The following is a 19,367-nucleotide window of genomic DNA, read 5'->3' as shown; positions in this document are numbered from 1 at the left end:
CACTTTAAAGTGACCTTTTTATCAAACAAAGATTTTTAGTATCTAACGAACAATGATGGGTTCGTCTACATTGTCGGGATCAGGTCTGAAAGCAGATCTTCTAAAAATATCGGTGCCACTGTAATTGCCGGTAGCCGATTGCCCTTTTACTTCCCAATAAGCGTCAGAGGCCGTTCCGTCAGAAGAAGGATTGCCCAACAAAAGCACTCCCGCGGCATGCGGCGATGCCATGGAGGTTCCGCTGATGGTATTGTAGCCACCGTTCAACCAAGTAGATTCCACTTGATATCCAGGGGCGATATAATCAACTGGTGAGCCGTAGTTTGAGAAATAGGCAAAGTAATCGCCCTCAGCCATGGCCGAAATGGTGTATATGTTATTGCCATTGGCATTTGCAGGGGAATACAATGCGGCATCGTCATACGAATTACCGGCGGCAATGGCCACTTTGATGCCTGCTTGCCCAACGGCCTGCGTGGCGGTAACAACTGCTGCATCAGTATAGGGCGTTTTTGGCCCTAGACTCATGTTCACCACATCGCCGTTGCTTCCGTTTTGTACCACATGGTCCAAAGCATCGATTGTCCAAGAGAAATCTCCCGTTCCATCAGACCCCAGTACCCGTAAGGAAACTACGCTGGCACCGGCGGCAACACCCACAACACCTTCGTTATTGTCAAGTGCGGCAACGGTACCTGCCACGTGCGTTCCATGACCGTTGGCATCTTCGGGAGAGGCATCGCCCGCTACAAAGGAAACACTTCTACCCGCATCGCCATTCAGGTCTGGGTGGTCCAAGTCGATACCGGAATCAATGATCCAGGCGGTTTTACCAGTGCCGTCAGCAGCTCCGCCCACACGGGTAATGCCCCAGGGAGTGGTCTGGCCCGTGGTACCTCCGCCACCTCCGCCGTTGCCGGGGTTATCGGGTTTTTTTGCCGCAATAATGGGAGGTAGGCTCACCTTGACATCGGGCATGACACGTAGTACGGCTGGGTCATCCTCCAATTTTTTGAGTTGTCCTTTGTTCAATTTCATGGCAAATCCGGAAAAAACATGGCTGTAAACGTTGCGAACCTCCGCGTCCATACCTGTTTTTCTAAGGAGCCCAAGTGCCTTTCCTCGGATTTTTGTTTCATTGAAGTCTACAGTAGCATCTTTTTTAAGCATTACGATGTACTGGTTGGGAATGACATCTGAGGATGGGGAAGCGACTTTCAATGCCGTGGATTCAAGAACTTCGGAATCGGTGGTCATTTCGTCTTTGGTGCATGAGAAAAGCACCATTGCTGATAGGGCCAAAAGACCTACCCTAAGGGGGAACTTTAATTTCATCATAAATGATTAGTGTTGTTTATGCAGTAAAAATTGTTATGAACTGCACAATGGTTAAACATAGTGTTAAAAATTCAACGTTAAATATAAAAGAATTGTTAAAGGAATAAATGGGACGAGAAAAGAATTCTGTAGTATTTTTCAACAATTCGACGAACTGCACTCACTTATATTGAAGATAAAAATTCTACGAGATCTGTATTTTTATCAAGTCCCAGTTTCTTTTTCAATCGATACTTCGATTTTAAAATGCTGTCTGGCAATACGTTCATTGTGGCCGCGATTTCCTTGGTCGTCAAATTCATGCGCAAAAAGGCTGCCAATCGAATCTCTTTTTCAGTAATGTCGGAGGAAAGTGTTTTCAGTTTTTGGTCAAAATCATTGTGCACCTCAGAGAAATAGGTCTTGAAAGTCTCCCAGTCACGATCGGAGGCCTTTTCCTTTTTGAGCAGCATGGCAATGCGCCGAAACTCCATTTTGAATTTATCGGGGGAGTTCTTAAGGTTTTCTAGATTTTCTTTCAACTCTTCCAAAAAAGTGTTTTTCTGTACTAGATGCAGGGTCTGGCTGGCCAGTTCTTTCTTTTTATGTGCTATTTCCTGTTTATAGATTTCTTCCTGTTTTTTGCGGGCAATGCGGTTCTTTTTGATACGCTGACGGTAACCAAAAACAGAAAGACCAAACAATGCTAAGGCAGAGGCCATACCCCCGGCATAGAGTCCTTTGGTGAGCTTGTCGACTTTCGCTTTTTCATTTAAAGTTTTGATTTCTTCCTGCTGTAGGGCGATTTCGGCTTCTTTTTTTTCGGTTTCATGAATTGTTTTTAATTCCTCGATTTGTTGTGCTTTTTTTAGTGTAAAAAGGCTATCATTAATATGTTGAGCACCTTTTTGATCTTTAATAGCCAAATTAAGTCGACCTAATTCCTCATAGATATTTGATCTAATGCTTAACGCGCGCTGTACACTTTTCATAGCGCCAATATCTTTGGCCATTTCTAGACCGGCGGTCGCATACCCAATGGATTCTACAGGATTTTTTATGGTGGCCATAGACAAACCTAAGTTGGCATCTATCAATGGTAGCTTTAAATCTTCATTTATAGCAATTGACCTAGCTTCCATAAAATTGGCTTTAGCTTCTTTAATATTGCCTTCTAGAATCAGTAATTCGCCCAAGTTGTTTAGAGATTCTGACAAAGACAAATTCGCGTCATTCTTTCTTGCTAATTTTATCGCCTCCAATTGGTATTTTTTTGCTTCTTGTAGTTGGTCTAGTTCTTTGAATGCCAAACCAATGGCACCATTGGCATATGCTAGATAAAAATCATCATTGTTAGTTTGATAAGTTGCAATAGCTTCTTTGAAATATTCTATTGATTTTTCATAATTCTCTAATGCATATTCCAAATCTCCTAGTAACTTCAGTGCATCTGCTTTTCTAACTTCATTATTTATCCTAGTAAATAAATCCAATGCCTTGAGAGCTTCTATAACAGCTATTTTATAGTCTCCTTTGTCCATGTATACAGTGGCAAGTGTATTATGCTGCGCTGCATTCAATTTCGCGACAAAATCTGGATGGGTTTCATTTTCTGCAATTAGCACCAAATTTTGTTGCAGGATATCGATCGCCTTATCAAAATTTCCATTGCTTCTTTCAATATCGGCAATAGAGTAGTTTACGAAAATTAGACCTCTGGCCTTATTGATAGAAGTAAAAAGTTGCTTTGCGTTATTATAGTAGTAGAGTGCCGAATCGGTACTGTTTCTATTAACAAAAAAATCGGCCAAATGCATATAGCCTTTGCCAATCCCCATTTTATAATCAATTTCTTTGGAAATACTTAGCTCTTCCTGAGCATATTTTTTCGCTAATAGCGGCTGAGAAAACATTAATTCTTCATGCAATTCGGTAAGTATATCGACTCGAATTGAATCTCTGTTCGGGTGGTTCGACAAGACTTGATGCAAACTGTCAACTACAACCCTGTCTTGAGCGATTGTAATCTGAAGGCAAAAGAAAATGATTAAACTGGTAAAAATCGATGTTTTCATACTTGAATGGATTTATTGCCAAGGTAAACAAATATTACAAGCGATTATGACTACAAGCAAGCATTCATTTTCTTGTTGTCCATAGAAAGTCCATAAAAATAAAATAGATCTATATTGAATCATGTTGTGTTAGGCGTTGTATTTATTGGGATTTCTGATGTTTTTCTCCAACGGTTAAATTTGGAATGTCCATGCCCTTTTTTGGCAAAATCCATGCTTGCTGTCCATACTTTGTCCATGTCAAAAATTAGGGTAGGCCTGTTTTCTATGCTAGGTTTGGGGTGTTGAATCTCTTAAAACCAAATAATTATGAAAACAATCGATCATGTAGTACAGAGAACCTTTCTCCTAATTTTGAGCGTGTCGCTTCTCACGGCAGTCTCTTGTAGCAAAGAAGATAACCCTGTTGATCCGCCAATAGAAAACGGTGGGGACAATGATGGCGACAAGGATCCTGAAGAAGCAAGTCAAGACCTTGAAGCCATTAATGCACATATTTCGAACTTGAATTACGATCAGGACCAAATTCTGAATGTGCAGGGTAGCACGGGTACAGATGAAACGAATACCGATCTAGACCGCAATGTTGTAAAAGGTGAGGTTACCGAATGTAGAACGGTCGACTATAATATCAGGTCGAATTTCGAAGATGTAGTGATGTTCGATCCCACGGCCGGTGTTATCTATCCCGGTGCTCTTGTTATCGCAAATCGTCAATTATCGGAAGGGTCTCCGTTGCCTTTACAAATCTCCAAGGCCCCGACCAAACTACGGGTGGAGCTTCCGGGTATCGGCGAGGGGGGCAATATTACCATTTCCGAACCAAATTATCAGAATACGCAGGCCGGTATCGACGAAGCGCTTGAATATTGGAATTCGGACATCCAGCCGCAAGGATATGAAATCGATTCAGATACCTATTTCGAAAAGACCAATGTATATAGCAGTGAGCAAATGAGCCTTGATTTAGGTGTCAGTGCCGAATGGTCGAAAGGCTCATCCTTCGAATCGCAATTCAACTATACCAAAACGACCGAAAAAAGAGTCGCCACACTGTTATATCGCCAAGTATTTTATGATGTTACCATGGAAACACCTGAAAGTCCCGCTGCGGTTTTTGGCAGCGACGTGAGCTTGGCAATGGCGCAATCGGCCATTTCGAACGAAAGCCCGCCGGCCTATGTAAGCTCCGTACAATACGGAAGAATAATCATGATGCGGTTAGAGACTACCGATACCGAAACCGATGTAAACCTTGAAGCTGTCTTGGAATACAAAACGGCAAAAAAGGGAGCTACAATCGAAATAGACGCCGATTTTGAAAAGGTCATAAAAGAGTCTACCATCAATATTGTGACCATCGGCGGTAATGCCCAAGTAGCGACCGAGGTCATCACGGGAAGCGAGGTAGAAGAGGGCAAAGGCGGACTGCATTATGTTATTGCCGAAGGAGCATTGTACAGCAGGGACAATCCTGGCGCGCCTATTGGCTATACGGTAAAATATTTGCGTGACAACCAAATAGCTAAAATGGGCTATAATACCGATTACAGTGTTACCACGTGCGGCAGTTTTCCGTATGAACATAAGAGTATTTATGCAAAAAGGACCGCCAATAACAGTTTTCGGTATCGCTTTTCATATTTCGAGCAAAATGACGATGTACAAAAATATTCAGATTGGGTAAAACTAGATGACAAGAACGTCAATTACTCCTTAAGTCCAGAAGATGGGGCATACAATGTAAGGGTTCAATTTCAGGTGTGGGACATTGTCTGGAAAACACTTGGGGAATTCAACGTTGGTTATGTCAATAGTAACGAATATTATGAAGCCTACTGTTCGAAGAGGGTATTAGGGGTGTGTACCGAGGTTTCCGTGAAAGAATTGTAAGATTTGGGACAATCAGTCGGCCACCCAGGTTGTGGGTTCAACAACCTGTGGTCGGCTGTTTCCTTTTAGTAATCACATAAAATCATATACGATTTATCATAATTTATTGATAATCAACTACATTTTAATAGTACCCAGAAGTATAAATGCCACAATTGGCAATTATTTTTTGCTTTCGACCAAATTCAGTTGGTCCACACTGACATTCGTGGTGAACATTCCGTAATTGACAATGGCCTTTCCTTTTTCGAGGAAATCAATGGTGCCGACGGCCTTTCCATCCAACATACGCACGCGATCGCCTACATTAAAAACGGGACGAGGTTTGTTTTTCTCTTTTTGAATGGCCTTTTTCTTTGCTACCTTCTTTTTCTCACGTATGACCTTGACCTCTTTTTGTACTTCATGGGCTACTTGGGCTTTTTTATCGCGTTCTTTTTTGGCTTCGGCGGCCGATTTCTTTTTTCGTTTACTGTTTTCGGTCTCTACAATCCGAAGTAATTCAGAAATTAAAGGTCGCTTCTTGTTGTTCTGAAAATACTTGTCAGCGGCCACGTTCACCTTGTTGCCCAACTGAATCATCCGCTGGTCATGGTCGTAGAGTTCTTGATAGTTTTCCAATTTGGTCTTTATCTTGGCATTCAGTTTCTCCAATCGTTCCGCTTCTTCGCGCGCCTTGGCTTCTTCTTCTTTGAGCTTGGAACTCGTTTCGGCCATTTTACTTCGTTCCTTCTGCAGTTTGGCAATGGTGGCATCGAACCGAACCTTGCCTCGTTTAATCTTCTTTTTGGCCTTGTTGATGAGCGAATAGGGAATACCGTTCTTTTGGGCTACCTCAAAAGTAAAGGAGCTGCCAGCCTGCCCTAGAATCAATTGAAACGTCGGTTCCAAGGTTTTGCCATCAAAAAGCATATTGGCATTGGTGGCATGGGGCAATTCGTTGGCCAAGGCCTTCAGATTGGCATAGTGAGTCGTGATTACCCCGTAGGAGCCTCGCTCGTAGAAGACTTCCAAAAAGGTCTCTGCCAAGGCACCGCCCAGTTCTGGGTCGCTACCGGTTCCAAATTCATCGATCAAGAACAAAGTTTTATCATTGCAGCGTTTTAAGAACTGGTTCATGTTTTTGAGCCGATAACTATACGTACTTAAATGATTTTCAATAGATTGATTGTCTCCAATATCCGTTAAAATCGTTTTGAAAAAACAGACCTCACTGCGTTCGTGAACTGGAATTAAAAGTCCGCTCTGCAGCATTACTTGCAACAAACCAATGGTCTTTAGCGTGATGCTTTTACCCCCGGCATTAGGTCCTGAGATAACGATAATTCGGTTTTCCGGGTGAAGTTCTATAGTCTGAGGAAATGTTTTTTCGCCCTTTCTTAAATTGCTCAAGAATAGTAGCGGATGATAGGCATCGCGCAAGTATGACCTTCTTTTGGTATTCAATTTCGGCATTAAACCGTTAATATCATGTGCGTAACGCGCTTTTGCGGCCGTAACGTCTATATGGGCCAAATAATCCTGATAATCGCTTAGAAGGCCCCTTAATGGCCTTATTTGATTTGTCAATTGATTCAGTATCCGTTGTATTTCTTCCTTTTCATCAAATTCCAGGTTGTTCAATTCCCTACTGAATTTCAAAGCGGCCTCAGGCTCAATGTAGACAATACTGCCCGTTTTTGAAGTGCCCATGACCGCCCCCCGCACTTTTTTACGGTACATGGCCTTGACCGCCAAAACGCGACGGTTCTCGACGACCGACTCCCGAATGTCGTCCAAGTAGTCCGAACCGTTATACGTGTTCAGGGCGGCGGCGAAACTCTGCCCGATTTTTCCCTTGACATGGCTCATTTGTCTTCGTATATCGAAAAGGGCGTCGGAAGCCTTGTCCCTTACTTCACCGAATCGGTCAATGATCCTGTCTATTTGCTTGGAAATTTCAGTATTCGATTCGATTTTTTCAGTGACCACGAACAACAAGGGGTAGTATTCCTTGAATTTTTTGAAGAATTTCTTGTGTTCGGCCATGGTGCCACAAATTGCAGAGATTCTTTTGAACCCGGCAATTTCCAATGTAGTGTTCTCGATCCGGAGCAGCTTAACATCACCTGTTATCGGGTCGAAACCATGATTGGGGATACGGTTTTCGCTCACCAAAGAAGAAAGATATTCCGAGGTCTGCCCCAATGCCCTGATTATTTCATCTTCATTGGGGAGGGGGCAAATATCCAAAACGTGCGTTTTTCCCAATTCGGTATTGCAGCGTGCCTGAAGTTGCTGCAATACAGTAGGAAACTCCAGGTCTTGAAGTGTTTTTTTTGATATACCGCCCATATTAACAAGAAATCGCGGGCAAAGGTAGCGATTAGGGATAATATTGTAAGCGTGACGACCTACGGTTTTTAGTTTCAAAAGCCTGTAAATTCTGATGTTTGCACAATAAATAGGCCTTAACGCGTGTTTTAGCTAGGTAAAACTTGTTCCCCGTCAATTGATCGGGGCACACCTATACCGACCGCCATGAAGAAAATCTGTTTAAATCTTGCACTGGGCATTTGTAGCCTACTAGCAATATCTTGCAGTAATACCAAACAAGTGTTGTTACAGACGACCGCTCCTTCACCGGTAATGCTCTCCGGTCAGATAAAAAAAATAGGCATTGTCAATAGCAGTGAGGTTTCGACCGGTGTGGAAGGTGAGACCAAAGGAATGGGCAACCTGTTGGTCGCTCAAGAAAAATGGCTTACCGAGAAGGGCAAGGATGCCGCCATTGAGGGACTTTTTGACGAATTGCTCAAGGATAAGCGTTTTGATGACGTTAAATTGTTGGATTCCGTTCAACTCGAAGGGCACGGTTCTGCAGAAAACTCCATTCCGTGGTCGTCAATTGCCCAATTGTGCGAAACCCATAATGTAGATGCGATTTTCGCTTTGGCGTTCTATGAGACGGATACCAAAATCTCCATAAAAAAAAGCTCGATGCTTCAGCCCAATTTGATGCGGGTCAAAGAAAAGGTGCCCGCACAAGAACTGACCATGGAAACACTTATTGAGAATGGTTGGCGGATCTATTCCCCCAAAAGCAGACAGGTCATCGACGAAATCGTGTTCAACGACCAGTTCGTTTCAAGCGGCAAGGGCACCGATACTTTTGCGGCCTATCAGGCCATTGGCGATAGAAAAGAGACGTTGATCCAGCAAAGCAAAACGTCGGGCATCAACTACGGACAAAGGCTTTTACCGTTCGAGCGGACAATTACCAGGGAGTATTTCAGTAAGGGCTCTGAGAATCTCGTATTGGCCGATAAATTGATTTCACAAGGTGATTGGGAAGGGGCCGGCCAGCTTTGGGCCATCGATGTCGATCATGAGGATACTAAAATCAGGGGAAGAAGTTGTCATAATCTGGCAGTGCTCAACGAAAAAAATGATAATTTGGAAATCGCTTTTCAATGGGCTTCCAAAGCCTACGAAAATAGTCGGGATGAAAAAGAACAGGATTATATGGGCATTCTCGAGAAGCGTCTTGAAGATAAGGGCCTGCTTATGAATCAAATGGCACAACTGGATTTCGCGAAATAAAAAGAATCAAAAGGTTCTTACCAGGATTCCGACCCCGATGGCCAAGCCAAAACTTAACAGCGTTCCAATAAGCACATATTCCGTCTTATTGAACCCTTTGGTTTCCTCTTTATAACGCAAAATAGACTTCGCGGCAATCAGGAAACCTACGGCACTGAACTGATCGATCAAGATAAAGGTAAGTACGAGCCATCGTTCCACAACACCGATAAGCCTTCCCGCATTAGGTAAATCATCCTTGTCCATTCCATCGAATTCGATCTGTGAGGCCTTGAAGATTTCCTTGATAAAGACATTCGCCGGTTTTCCACAGAAAAGATAACCTAATCCCAGCAGCAAATATTTCGTGTTTATATTTAAATGAATAAACGTATTCATTTGAAAATTAGAAGTGTACATCCAAACAACCAAGCATATTATTGCTATGTGCAACCCTTGGTCGATAAAGAACGAATACCTTCCCAATAACTTGCTCTTATCGATTCTGGGTTTGAATCCGTCGATAACCCAATGGGTAGATGCGATAATCAAAGCCCCAAAAACAAAGACCAGTTGAAATGAAAATAACCACGAGCTTATGAACATGACCAGAATGTGCCACTTCAAGTATTTGCTTTTGAATCCTTTTTTGTTCTTGTCGGCGGCCTGTTTGTCGGTCTGAAAGGTATAATCCGTTATTATGTGGGCCAATAACTGAAGTAGAAGTAGTTGGTAAACATCCATGGTCATTGACTTTTTAGGGTGTTGTTAAAATACTGTACGGCCTTTTCAATGGCATTCCACCCAATACCGTTCGCATGTTGGTTCACCGCCGGCTGTGATATACCCAATTTTTTGGCAATGGCATCTTCATTGTTTCCCATTAGCTTATAGTATAATACCTGCGATTGTCTGGCTGTGGCCTTGTTCATCAAAAAATCGAGCAAGAGCAGTAAAGGTTCGAATCGATTGTTCAAATCTTCGTCTTTTGAAACAAAGAACAGGGTATTTTTAATGCTTATGCGATCCATGGTATGGGTGTCCTCTTCATTGATTTTTCGCCCTGACATGTATATGGCCTCCCCATCTATGATGCCTTTTTCGGTGTCAAAACGTTGCAAGCTTCCGAAACCAATGGCCAATCGGATGCCATAGTTTTCGAAATAGGAGGTTCTATGGTCGCTTCTGGAATCCTTTGTTATAAGAATCGATTTGATACTGCTTTTGATCAAGAGCGCCACTTTTAGGGCATCTTCGGGTTTTGGCACGACACATTCCAAGTAATCACCTTTGACCAAACGGGCGTAACAGCCAAAAGCGGCCGTGAGTTCTTTAAAAAGCGCTTTAATGTGGGCTTCTACCGACTCTTTGTCTTTATTGGAAAGACTGGTAAACGCTACAATATCCCCAGAAATCACTCCTTTTTTCATAAAATTGGTACAAATGAACAGTCAAATATATAAAAATATAAGCTAAAAAGCTTATAAAATACAATTATAAGTTTAAAAGCTTATAATAAATAACTATAAGTCAATAAACTTATAATTTTCTTTAGGATAATGTTTCGCCATCAAAAAAGTCAGCTGCGGCAAGGCATTGTCGATAATCCTTATTTTTGTTTCTAGTTTTAAAAGGAAAAGTCTGGCATGGAGGTACGAATCGCGGAAAGTTGGAAACAACATTTGAACGAAGAATTTGAAAAGCCCTACTTTCGGCCTTTGATACATTTTGTTAAAGAGGAGTACACCAAATATACCTGCTACCCAAAGGGGAAACATATTTTCGCCGCTTTTGATCACTCCCCATTTGATAAAACCCGGGTAATCATTATAGGGCAGGACCCCTATCATGGTCCCGGTCAGGCCAACGGCCTTTGCTTTTCGGTCAATGACGGTATTCAGCATCCGCCTTCTTTGATCAACATTTTCAAGGAAATAGAAACGGACATGGGATTGCCTTATCCAAAAAGTGGCAATTTGGAACGTTGGGCCGAACAGGGGGTGCTTCTTCTCAATGCCACACTGACTGTAAGGGCGCAACAGGCCGGAAGCCATCAGAACAAAGGTTGGGAAGTGTTTACCGATGCGGTCATCAAAAAATTGTCGCAAGAAAAAGAAGGACTTATTTTTTTGCTGTGGGGCGGATTTGCCAAAAAGAAAGCTGCATTGGTAGAAGCGAACAAACATCACATCTTAAGATCGGGGCATCCTTCACCCTTGAGCGCGAATAGGGGCCTTTGGTTCGGCAATCGGCATTTCAGCACCGTGAACAAAATACTGGTCGATCGAGGGCAGTCTCCCATTCAATGGTAACGGGGGTCTACAGCGATCAAATCCTCTCGCTGGTCCATCGGTTTTGGAATAGGTTGAATTTTCCGCTTGATCCGCATGTATTCCTGCCAACGATACGATTCCAAAACATCGGCCATAGCCGATGTTTCTCTACTCGAAAGCTGTTTTAGCAGTTCGTACTTTGCCTTTGGAGATAGGGAATCGTCTTCTTCTATGGCCTTTCTTTTTACCAAGAATTTGGCCACCGTGCCTTGAAATTCCAATGCCTGCTCTGGCCCCATGACCAAACGGGGCTGGTAAGCGGCCGTAATATCAATGGCCTTGGCCCGTATGCTACGATCTATTTTTAAGGCGTAGAAGGTTTGTGAGATCGCAAATTCGCTAACAAAAACAGCAATGAACAGCGCTAATACCGTTTTTGTCAAAAAGCTTTTGGTCTTCATAACAAACTGATATTAAAGGTTTACTACCGAAAAATAACAAAACCACCTTTTTTTGTCAAGACCCTAATTATTAAGATTTTCCAAAATTTTTACCGATACTTCCTTTTGGTCGATCAGCTTGAGATCCAATAACGTGTCCTGCACTTTATCAAGCACTTGTGAATCCATTTGTGATTGACTCCATCTTGTTAGGGCGAGCCATTCTTTGATATCTTCCAACTTCTGGCCGTAGCGATTTGCCAATGTACGGTCAATGCTTGGTATTTGCTTGAATTCAAGGGTGTACAAATTGATGATTTCCAAAATATGGTTCAAAGTTCCTTTATTTTCGTCAATGAATTTGGCCGTTGCCGCGATTACAAAACAGGGCCACGGGGTAGGGCAGTCGCCCAACCTTCTAAAAACAGCTTGGTCGACCAAAGGTTTCGTCGTAAAGTGTTCCCACATAAAATAGTCGGCACCACCGTTGGTCAGTGCGTCAACGGCGCCTTGAAGGTTGTCAATTACTTCGAATTTTAAGCCTTCAGTTTCCCATCCTTCGGTTCGGGCATTTACGAAGGCCATGAGATGACTTCCACTCCCGAATCGGCTTATGGCGGCGCGGGAACCTTTAAGATCTGAAATGGACTTGAAGTTACTTTGGGCGCCTACGTGTATTCCCCAAAGTAGGGGCGAGGCGATATATTCCTGTACGATTTTGACGGGATTGCCTTCGGAAATGCTTTTCACCAGTCCCTCGGTCAGTATTATGGCGAGATCGGTCTCATTATTCTGCAACATTTGGCACATGCGGCCCGTACCTTCAGGAATGTCGGTCCATTGTAGGTCGATACCACGTTCTTCGAACGCACCTTCTTCAATGGCCATATGCCAGGGCATATTGAAATGCTCGGGCACGCCGATCAATCGCACTTTCTTCATTGGGTCAATTTTTCCAGTGTACTTTTTATCAATGTGTCCATGGATTTTTCAGGGTTTTTTGAGAATGTACCGGTAACGCGATTGGCCAAAATACAATTTAATGAGATCGCTTGGTGTCCCAATAGTTTTGAAAGTCCATAAATACCCGCCGTTTCCATTTCCAAATTGGTAATCTTTAGGTTTTCGTGCCTGAAAGATGCCAATTTTGAATTCAATCCACCATCTTTGGGCGTCAATCTCAGTTTTCGCCCTTGTGGGCCATAAAATCCCGGAATTGTAGCAGTTACGCCTAATCGTATATGATTTGATACGAAAATACGGGCCATTTCAGGGTCACATTGAGCAGCGTACGGATGGGCTTTTTCATGGTTCCAGTCCGAATGCCGCATAAACGCCTCCGCAATTTTTTTTTCAAGAACGGGCTCGCTGTCATAAAAGTGGAGTAGGCCGTCAAATCCGATGGCATATTCACTCAATAGGAAAGAATCAACCGGAATTTCGGGTTGAATGGCCCCTGAAGTCCCTATTCGTATTATTTGTAATCGTATATGATTTTCGTTTTTCGTTTTTTGGTCAAAATCGATATTTGCCAAGGCATCGAGCTCGTTCAAAACAATATCAATGTTATCCGTTCCTATACCTGTTGAGATGACCGTTAAGCGTTTTCCGTTCAAGAGACCCGTATGGGTTCTGAACTCCCTTTTGCCTTTTTTAATTTCGATGGAATCAAAATATTTGGAAACCGCACCAACGCGGTCGGGATCGCCCACGGTTATTATGGTATGGGCAATGTCTTCTGGCTGTAAATTGAGGTGATAAATGCTACTGTCGGCATTGAGGATAAGCTCGGAAGGCTCTAGCCGCATGCTACAATTTTAATATTCTGTCTGAATCTGTATTGTAAAGGTAGTTGTATTTCAAGGCTCCGCCAAGATAATCATCATTATCCCTAATGCAAGAATAGTAGCTTGTTTTTCCTTCCAATATTTCTTTGCCTTTTTTGGTCAACCTGACCGGGTTGAATGAAGAATATAAAGGTTTTAATGTGGTCAATATTCTATCGAACTGGGTGTCTCCGAAGCCATAATTGCCCTGATTCTTCAAGATGGTGCCCAAAAGTTGGCGCCGTGATTTTGGCTTGGTGGTCGCGGAGAGGTCCAACACACGGTTTTCCAATGCATTCAAGCCGTTTTTGATGCTCGGGAAGCGTTGAAGGTGCGAATGTAGCGCATCGGCAAGATATTCAAATTGAAATTCACCGAAATCGCGCAGATTCTCAAGCCTAATGGGATTGTCACTGCAGTATAGCTGCCAAACATAGTCGGCGTACTCGATGTCATCTTGTGAAAGGATCGTTCTGCTTTCGTAAAGATCTAGTAGTTTTTCATCGCTTAGCTCATTTAAGCCGTATAGCTTGTCCGTTTGATCTTCTTTTCCACTGCAGACCAGTGCTATCTCGGCATACTTTCGATTTGCTTTCAACCAACTCAGTACGGCCAACATATTGACTTGGCAGAAAAGGTCGTATTCGAACCACAAAACGATATGGTCTTGTTGCTTATGGTTACAGAGCGATCGGTACTCTTTGAGCGTTTTTTCGATGAAACTCGATTTTGTGACCTTATAGTTCTTGTGCAAAAACTCAAAACGGGTCTTCCAGAAAGATTCGCTGCCCACATTGGTCTCTGTCTTGCCCTCGCACAACATTTCCCGCCAGGTGATGATATCCCCTTTTAATTTAAGGCCTTTGAGTCTTTCTGTAAAACTGTCTCCATTGGTGATATGCAAAAGGGAACTCATAAGCAAATCGTTTACATTTTAGCTACTAAAAGTAACATTTAATCGAAAAAAACAAAAAAAATTAACACAAATGTGCGCAACCCTTTTTAAGGATCCCCATCGTTTTCGCCAGGTGCTATCCTCCAACACGTTTGACGCTAAAACCTTTTTCTTTTAGAACCGACATTATTCGATCGCGATAATCACCTTGAATTATGATCTTGTCATCTTTAAAAGTGCCCCCGACACTTAAGGTCGTCTTCAGTTCTTTGGCCAGTTTCTTGAAATCGGAAACGGCACCGTTATAACCTTCCAAAATAGTTATCGGCTTGCCCTTTCGTTTTTCATACTTGCATATAATCGGTTCGTCCTGCAACCAAATATCGTTTTTGGGCTTTGAGACTTCCGGTTCTTCGGGAACATGATCGGGAAATAAATTTTTAAGTTGGTCCTTTAAATCCATTTTTTTTAAAAGGGAATTGCCAAATATAAGTGAAAAACCGTTGTAGTCAGAAAAATAGGTGGCAAAAGCAGCATTGCAGAATATCTCGCGTTCTGAAATATATCTTGCTTCAAGGCTTATTTTGCCATTATACTTAGATTCCATGTCAAAACAGACGCTTCCATTGAAACCAAATAGAACTATGGTATTATTGCCTATCCACAAGGACGGAATCAAAAGAAGTACTAATAAGCTTTAAGCTTTGATAAGACCAAGCTCTATCAATCGCTCGTGCAAAAACGCACCGGCCGTGATATCTTCGTATTCCTTCGGATTCTCCGAATCGATGCAGTTTTCAAGGCAGTTCAGCGGCATTTCACTGATCGGGTGCATAAAGAAGGGGATGGAATATCGCGACGTGCCCCAAAGCGCTTTTGGTGGATTCACCACTTGGTGGATGGTAGATTTTAACCTGTTGTTCGAAAGCCTGGAGAGCATATCTCCTACATTGATCATAAGCTGATCGGGTCTGGCGATGGCATCGACCCATTCACCATCATGGTTTTTTACCTGAAGCCCTTTGCCATGGGCACCCATTAGCAAGGTAATCAAATTGATATCACCATGTGCCGCTGCCCTCACCGCATTCTTGGGTTCAGAGGTGATGGGCGGGTAATGGATCGGACGTAAAATGGAGTTTCCGTTTTTTATAAATTCGTCAAAATAATTTTCGTCAAGATTCAAATGCAGTGCCAGGGCCCGAAGTACATATTTGGCCGTTTTTTCAAGCATCTTATAGGTTTCCTTGCCCACCTCATTGAACTTTGGCAATTCTTCCACCGTTACGTTGGCCGGATATTGCGCCTCAAGTTTTGGGTCGTTCGCCACATATTGGCCAAAATGCCAAAACTCTTTCAAGTCACCCTCTTTTCTTCCTTTGGCATGTTCTTTTCCGAAAGAGGTATAGCCCCTTTGGCCGCCAATGCCCTCGATTTCATATTTATCCTTGGTTTTTTGGGGCAAATCGAAAAACTTCTTTATTTCCGAGTACAGATTTTCGACCAGTTCTTCTGAGAGAAAATGTCCGCCCAAGGCCACAAATCCGATTTCTTCAAATGCTTGGCCGATTTCTTTGATAAATTTTTCTTTTCGCGTCGGGTCGCCCGAAAGAAAATCCGATAGATCTACACTGGGTATGGCACTCATGGTCGTTAATTTTTATAATTGTCAAATTTACATAATATGGTCTTGACAAAGAATCAAACTACATGTTAATTGGTGTCTTTTTTGTTACTTTTGAACCTGTTTTTACGACTATTCCATGCAATATACCAATAAAGGCCTTAGTGTCGAAAGGCAGATTCAGTTATACCGAAGGATGCTCAAACCTCGAATGATCGAGGAAAAAATGCTGATTCTTCTACGTCAGGGCAAGATTTCAAAGTGGTTCAGTGGCATTGGTCAAGAAGCGATTTCGGTCGGTGTAGCCAGTGCCCTTGAGAATGAGGAATATATTTTGCCCATGCATCGCAATTTAGGGGTCTTTACGACCAGGGAGGTACCCTTGGACCGACTTTTTTCGCAATGGCAGGGAAAGGCGAACGGCTTCACCCAGGGCAGGGACCGTAGTTTTCATTTTGGCACCCAGGATTATAAAATTGTTGGTATGATTTCCCATTTGGGACCTCAATTGGGCGTGGCCGATGGAATTGCACTGGCCAATGTGCTTAAAAAGGAGAAAAAAGTAACCGCCGTTTTCACAGGAGAGGGGGGGACGAGTGAAGGTGATTTTCATGAAGCGCTGAATATTGCCGCGGTATGGGATCTGCCCGTTCTGTTCTGTGTCGAGAACAATGGGTATGGCCTATCTACCCCGACCAAAGAACAATTTAGATGTAAAAACCTGGCGGATAAAGGTATTGGCTATGGAATAGAATCGTATACGATTGACGGCAATAATATTCTCGAGGTCTTTACCACGGTAGATGCCATCTGTAAGCGTATCCGTCAAAAACCTGCACCGGTCTTGTTGGTTTTCGATACGTTTCGCATGCGAGGTCATGAGGAAGCGAGTGGCACGAAATATGTACCGCAGGAATTGATGGACCGATGGGCGGCCAAAGATCCCCTGGAGAACTATTTGGAGTTTTTACACAATGAAAACATACTTTCAGAGGAACAGGAAGTACAGATCAAAAAAGAGATCATAAAAGAAATCGATGAAAATCTTCAAATAGCTTTTGATGAACCTGCGGTTTCGTCGAATATAAGCAAAGAGCTATCCGATGTGTATTGCCCCTTTGATTATGAGGAAACTTCCCCAAACGGTGAAAAAGAGAACATTAGGCTTGTTGATGCTATTTCAAGCGGACTGAGGCTAAGTATGGAAAAGCATGACAATTTGGTCGTCATGGGGCAAGACATAGCCGATTATGGGGGAGTGTTCAAGATTACCGAGGGCTTTGTCGAAGCTTTTGGAATAGAAAGGGTAAGAAATACGCCGATTTGTGAATCTGCCGTGGTCTCAGCGGGTATGGGCCTTTGTATTAACGGCATGAAAGCCGTTGTCGAAATGCAATTTGCCGATTTCGTTAGTACCGGTTTCAACCCGATTGTCAATTATTTGGCAAAATCACATTATCGATGGGGCGAAAAGGCCGATGTCGTCATTCGAATGCCCTGTGGTGGCGGTGTAGGTGCCGGTCCTTTTCATTCACAGACCAATGAGGCGTGGTTTACAAAAACCCCGGGACTAAAGGTCGTCTATCCGGCCTTTCCGTATGATGCAAAAGGGTTGCTGGCCACGGCGATCAATGACCCGAACCCGGTATTATTTTTTGAGCACAAAGCCTTATACCGAAGTATTTATCAAGAAGTACCGAAAGATTACTACACGCTTCCCTTTGGTAAGGCAAACCTTTTGCGAGAAGGCAAATCCATTACTATCGCCACATACGGTGCCGGGGTACATTGGGCCCTGGAAACCTTGGAAAAAAACCCCGAAATAGAGGCCGATTTGCTAGATTTGCGCACCTTGGCACCTTTGGATATTGACAGTATCTATACCTCGGTAAAAAAAACGGGCAAGCTCATAATCCTTCAAGAAGATAGTCTTTTTGGTGGTGTCGCGAGTGATATTTCAGCACTGGTCATGGAAAACTGTTTCGAATATCTGGATGCACCGGTCAAGCGCGTGGCAAGTTTGGAAACACCTATTCCGTTTGCCAAGAACTTGGAAAACAATTACTTGCCTAAGGAAAGATTTACGGAAGCATTGCTTGATTTATTGCGATACTAGCTTTTGCAACAATAATCATCCTTTTTGAACACACCTTTTTGTCGATCAATAGGTTTCTTGCATCATATTAAAGGCTTCTTAACGTTATCTAAGACGTCGAAACTTGTATTCGTTTCGTATATAGTCTAAACCCTAATAAATATATAATGAAGAAACACGTATTAACCTTTGTCGTTGCTGCAATGCTAATTGTCTCATGTTCGGTATCGAAAGATGCCCGTGCCAAGCGCAATTTGCTCAGTGGTACTTGGACGTTGAACGACATATCATATGAAAACGCCTCGGGAAACTTTAAATCCGTTATATTCAATGATGCCGATGATATCTGTTTTGAGGGTAGCGAGTGGTATTTTCGTGACAACAACAGTACAGGTCGCTATACCATTGCCCCATCTACATTGTGCAACGGGGGTGACCGTTACATTCGGTGGTCGGTCGTGGAGCGAGAAGAGAATTACACCAGTCAATTGCAGTTCAAGTTGATCGATGAAAAGAACAAGGATATCTCAGGAGGACTGGGTTACCGATTGAACATTAGTAATCTCACCGAAAATGAAATGACCTTAAAATCAAATGCAACCGTTGATGGCAAAGTCGTCAATGTCGTTTATTCATTCACTAAAAAATCATAAAAAGATTCCCCATGAAAAAACTAGGTATTAAAGGTGTATATATAGTAATGGCGATGTCCATGATCGTTGGATGCAATGCTGTTAAGAATTCGAACCATAAACAAAGGGGCGCGACCGTAGGTGCCGCCAGTGGCGCGGTAATCGGCGGTGTGTTGGGCAATAACGTCGGAAAGGGCGATAATACGGCACTTGGTGCAATTATAGGAGCCGTTGTAGGTGGTGTCGCCGGTGGATATATCGGCGATCGAATGGATCGTCAGGCAGAACGTATCGAGGAAGAAATACCCGGCGCCGAAGTTACCCGTGTCGGTGAAGGAATCAATGTCATTTTCAATGAAGATGCAGGGGTTTATTTCGATACCAATAAATCTGGGGTCAAAGGTACTTCCGCCACTACTTTGGACAAATTGGCCGGAATCTTCAAAGAATATCCGAAATCATACATTTTGGTCGAAGGCCATACCGATAGTGCGGGGCCCGAAGACTATAATATGAAGCTTTCGCAGCAAAGGGCCGAATCGGTTACCGAGTACCTGGTGGCCAAGGGCATCGACGCAGGTCGTTTTACCACAAAATGGTACGGTGAGAACCAACCTAGGGAAAGTAATGAGACCAGTGAAGGAAAAGCCAAGAACAGAAGGGTCGAATTGGCCATTGTGGCTAGTCAAGAGCTTAAGGAAGAAGCGATACGCGAAACGCAAAACTAAATTCCCTA

Annotated in this window: 17 protein-coding genes; 6 read left to right on the top strand and 11 right to left on the bottom strand. The window is 43.0% G+C overall.

Translation table 11 applies throughout. The annotated features are described in order from the left end of the window. Positions 1–42: 42 nt before the first annotated feature. On the bottom strand, positions 43–1,338 hold the full coding sequence (locus tag ACEZ3G_RS10680; RefSeq protein WP_432425477.1) for a S8 family serine peptidase: 1,296 nt from the start codon (positions 1,336–1,338) through the stop codon (positions 43–45). 164 nt (positions 1,339–1,502) lie between these two features. Next, entirely contained in the window at positions 1,503–3,392 is a 1,890-nt protein-coding gene (locus tag ACEZ3G_RS10675; protein ID WP_432425476.1) for a tetratricopeptide repeat protein, read from the bottom strand. 309 nt (positions 3,393–3,701) lie between these two features. Between ACEZ3G_RS10675 and ACEZ3G_RS10670 the strand changes: the two genes are divergently transcribed. Beyond that, a complete protein-coding gene (locus ACEZ3G_RS10670) occupies positions 3,702–5,285 on the top strand; it encodes a thiol-activated cytolysin family protein (RefSeq protein ID WP_432425475.1) in 1,584 nt (527 codons plus the stop codon). Between the two features lie 162 nt (positions 5,286–5,447). Here the strand turns inward: ACEZ3G_RS10670 and ACEZ3G_RS10665 are convergent, their stop codons facing one another. Continuing rightward, positions 5,448–7,619 carry an endonuclease MutS2 gene (locus tag ACEZ3G_RS10665; RefSeq protein ID WP_432425474.1) on the bottom strand — a complete coding sequence of 724 codons (2,172 nt, stop codon included), beginning with the start codon at positions 7,617–7,619 and terminating at the stop codon, positions 5,448–5,450. A gap of 186 nt (positions 7,620–7,805) precedes the next feature. On the opposite strand from ACEZ3G_RS10665, the gene ACEZ3G_RS10660 reads away from it, so the two are divergent. After that, positions 7,806–8,867 carry a DUF6340 family protein gene (locus ACEZ3G_RS10660; protein ID WP_432425473.1) on the top strand — a complete coding sequence of 354 codons (1,062 nt, stop codon included), beginning with the start codon at positions 7,806–7,808 and terminating at the stop codon, positions 8,865–8,867. Positions 8,868–8,873: 6 nt separating this feature from the next. Here ACEZ3G_RS10660 and ACEZ3G_RS10655 read toward each other — a convergent pair whose 3' ends face one another. Both ACEZ3G_RS10655 and ACEZ3G_RS10650 read right to left on the bottom strand, forming a co-directional pair. Then, positions 8,874–9,590 carry a DUF3307 domain-containing protein gene (locus tag ACEZ3G_RS10655; RefSeq protein ID WP_432425472.1) on the bottom strand — a complete coding sequence of 239 codons (717 nt, stop codon included), beginning with the start codon at positions 9,588–9,590 and terminating at the stop codon, positions 8,874–8,876. A gap of 2 nt (positions 9,591–9,592) precedes the next feature. Then, positions 9,593–10,276, bottom strand: coding sequence for a helix-turn-helix transcriptional regulator (locus ACEZ3G_RS10650; RefSeq protein WP_432425471.1), 684 nt, complete (start codon positions 10,274–10,276; stop codon positions 9,593–9,595). Between the two features lie 216 nt (positions 10,277–10,492). On the opposite strand from ACEZ3G_RS10650, the gene ACEZ3G_RS10645 reads away from it, so the two are divergent. Next, entirely contained in the window at positions 10,493–11,158 is a 666-nt protein-coding gene (locus tag ACEZ3G_RS10645) for a uracil-DNA glycosylase (protein ID WP_432425470.1), read from the top strand. On the opposite strand, the gene ACEZ3G_RS10640 is transcribed toward ACEZ3G_RS10645, so the two are convergent. The 6 genes from ACEZ3G_RS10640 to ACEZ3G_RS10615 all read right to left on the bottom strand — a co-directional run bounded on the left by ACEZ3G_RS10640 (position 11,149) and on the right by ACEZ3G_RS10615 (position 15,928). Next, positions 11,149–11,580, bottom strand: a complete 432-nt coding sequence (locus ACEZ3G_RS10640) for a hypothetical protein (protein WP_432425469.1) — start codon at positions 11,578–11,580, stop codon at positions 11,149–11,151. The genes ACEZ3G_RS10645 and ACEZ3G_RS10640 overlap by 10 nt on opposite strands. 63 nt (positions 11,581–11,643) lie before the next feature. Continuing rightward, positions 11,644–12,501: a substrate-binding domain-containing protein gene (locus ACEZ3G_RS10635; RefSeq protein ID WP_432425468.1), complete on the bottom strand. Its 858-nt coding sequence runs from the start codon at positions 12,499–12,501 to the stop codon at positions 11,644–11,646. Then, on the bottom strand, positions 12,498–13,367 hold the full coding sequence (locus ACEZ3G_RS10630) for a nucleoside phosphorylase (RefSeq protein WP_432425467.1): 870 nt from the start codon (positions 13,365–13,367) through the stop codon (positions 12,498–12,500). The genes ACEZ3G_RS10635 and ACEZ3G_RS10630 overlap by 4 nt, the downstream gene beginning before the upstream one ends. Position 13,368: 1 nt before the next feature. Beyond that, positions 13,369–14,301 (bottom strand): DUF1835 domain-containing protein, encoded by a 933-nt coding sequence (locus ACEZ3G_RS10625; protein ID WP_432425466.1) that lies wholly within the window; start codon positions 14,299–14,301, stop codon positions 13,369–13,371. 115 nt (positions 14,302–14,416) lie between these two features. Further along, entirely contained in the window at positions 14,417–14,743 is a 327-nt protein-coding gene (locus ACEZ3G_RS10620; RefSeq protein ID WP_432426060.1) for a translation initiation factor, read from the bottom strand. A gap of 234 nt (positions 14,744–14,977) precedes the next feature. Then, positions 14,978–15,928: an isopenicillin N synthase family dioxygenase gene (locus ACEZ3G_RS10615; RefSeq protein WP_432425465.1), complete on the bottom strand. Its 951-nt coding sequence runs from the start codon at positions 15,926–15,928 to the stop codon at positions 14,978–14,980. Between the two features lie 115 nt (positions 15,929–16,043). On the opposite strand from ACEZ3G_RS10615, the gene ACEZ3G_RS10610 reads away from it, so the two are divergent. The 3 genes from ACEZ3G_RS10610 to ACEZ3G_RS10600 all read left to right on the top strand — a co-directional run bounded on the left by ACEZ3G_RS10610 (position 16,044) and on the right by ACEZ3G_RS10600 (position 19,359). Then, complete coding sequence (locus tag ACEZ3G_RS10610) at positions 16,044–18,020, top strand: alpha-ketoacid dehydrogenase subunit alpha/beta (protein ID WP_432425464.1); 1,977 nt, start codon at positions 16,044–16,046, stop codon at positions 18,018–18,020. A gap of 146 nt (positions 18,021–18,166) precedes the next feature. Next, entirely contained in the window at positions 18,167–18,652 is a 486-nt protein-coding gene (locus ACEZ3G_RS10605) for a lipocalin-like domain-containing protein (protein WP_432425463.1), read from the top strand. A gap of 11 nt (positions 18,653–18,663) precedes the next feature. After that, positions 18,664–19,359: an OmpA family protein gene (locus tag ACEZ3G_RS10600; RefSeq protein WP_432425462.1), complete on the top strand. Its 696-nt coding sequence runs from the start codon at positions 18,664–18,666 to the stop codon at positions 19,357–19,359. Positions 19,360–19,367: the final 8 nt, after the last annotated feature.

The organism is Meishania litoralis, from assembly GCF_042611095.1.
Lineage (GTDB): Bacteria > Bacteroidota > Bacteroidia > Flavobacteriales > Flavobacteriaceae > Meishania > Meishania litoralis.
This window is presented reverse-complemented; position numbering and strand designations above follow the sequence as displayed.